Below are 1,727 nucleotides of genomic sequence, written 5' to 3' on the forward strand. Positions count from 1 at the left end.
CACGTTATTCCTCATCTCTACGAGATGTTCCGAATATATCCTTAGAAAGGAGGTGATCCAGCCGCACCTTCCGATACGGCTACCTTGTTACGACTTCACCCCAATCATTTGTCCCACCTTCGACGGCTAGCTCCAAATGGTTACTCCACCGGCTTCGGGTGTTACAAACTCTCGTGGTGTGACGGGCGGTGTGTACAAGACCCGGGAACGTATTCACCGTAGCATGCTGATCTACGATTACTAGCGATTCCAGCTTCATGTAGTCGAGTTGCAGACTACAATCCGAACTGAGAACAACTTTATGGGATTTGCTTGACCTCGCGGTTTCGCTGCCCTTTGTATTGTCCATTGTAGCACGTGTGTAGCCCAAATCATAAGGGGCATGATGATTTGACGTCATCCCCACCTTCCTCCGGTTTGTCACCGGCAGTCAACTTAGAGTGCCCAACTTAATGATGGCAACTAAGCTTAAGGGTTGCGCTCGTTGCGGGACTTAACCCAACATCTCACGACACGAGCTGACGACAACCATGCACCACCTGTCACTTTGTCCCCCGAAGGGGAAAGCTCTATCTCTAGAGTTGTCAAAGGATGTCAAGATTTGGTAAGGTTCTTCGCGTTGCTTCGAATTAAACCACATGCTCCACCGCTTGTGCGGGTCCCCGTCAATTCCTTTGAGTTTCAACCTTGCGGTCGTACTCCCCAGGCGGAGTGCTTAATGCGTTAGCTGCAGCACTAAGGGGCGGAAACCCCCTAACACTTAGCACTCATCGTTTACGGCGTGGACTACCAGGGTATCTAATCCTGTTTGATCCCCACGCTTTCGCACATCAGCGTCAGTTACAGACCAGAAAGTCGCCTTCGCCACTGGTGTTCCTCCATATCTCTGCGCATTTCACCGCTACACATGGAATTCCACTTTCCTCTTCTGCACTCAAGTTTTCCAGTTTCCAATGACCCTCCACGGTTGAGCCGTGGGCTTTCACATCAGACTTAAAAAACCGCCTACGCGCGCTTTACGCCCAATAATTCCGGATAACGCTTGCCACCTACGTATTACCGCGGCTGCTGGCACGTAGTTAGCCGTGGCTTTCTGATTAGGTACCGTCAAGACGTGCACAGTTACTTACACGTATGTTCTTCCCTAATAACAGAGTTTTACGATCCGAAGACCTTCATCACTCACGCGGCGTTGCTCCGTCAGGCTTTCGCCCATTGCGGAAGATTCCCTACTGCTGCCTCCCGTAGGAGTCTGGACCGTGTCTCAGTTCCAGTGTGGCCGATCACCCTCTCAGGTCGGCTACGTATCGTCGCCTTGGTAAGCCGTTACCTTACCAACTAGCTAATACGGCGCGGGTCCATCTATAAGTGATAGCAAAACCATCTTTCACTATCGAACCATGCGGTTCGAAATATTATCCGGTATTAGCTCCGGTTTCCCGAAGTTATCCCAGTCTTATAGGTAGGTTACCCACGTGTTACTCACCCGTCCGCCGCTAACGTCAAAGGAGCAAGCTCCTTGTCTGTTCGCTCGACTTGCATGTATTAGGCACGCCGCCAGCGTTCATCCTGAGCCAGGATCAAACTCTCCATAAAAATTTATGATGTTAGATTATATCATAATACTAAATAGTGTTTGTAACATTTAAGTTAATGTGTATAGGAATTATCGTTTACATATTGTCATTCAGTTTTCAATGTTCATTTTTGTTACAACAAGAATTAAT

1 rRNA gene is annotated in these 1,727 nt (G+C 48.8%); it reads right to left on the reverse strand.

Features of this window, described 5'->3' with window-relative positions:
* Positions 1-45: 45 nt before the first annotated feature.
* Positions 46-1,596, reverse strand: a 16S ribosomal RNA gene (locus JVV30_RS13065).
* Positions 1,597-1,727: the final 131 nt, after the last annotated feature.

The sequence above is a fragment of the Staphylococcus sp. GDY8P47P genome (assembly GCF_016892225.1).
In the GTDB taxonomy this organism is placed as follows: domain Bacteria; phylum Bacillota; class Bacilli; order Staphylococcales; family Staphylococcaceae; genus Staphylococcus; species Staphylococcus borealis.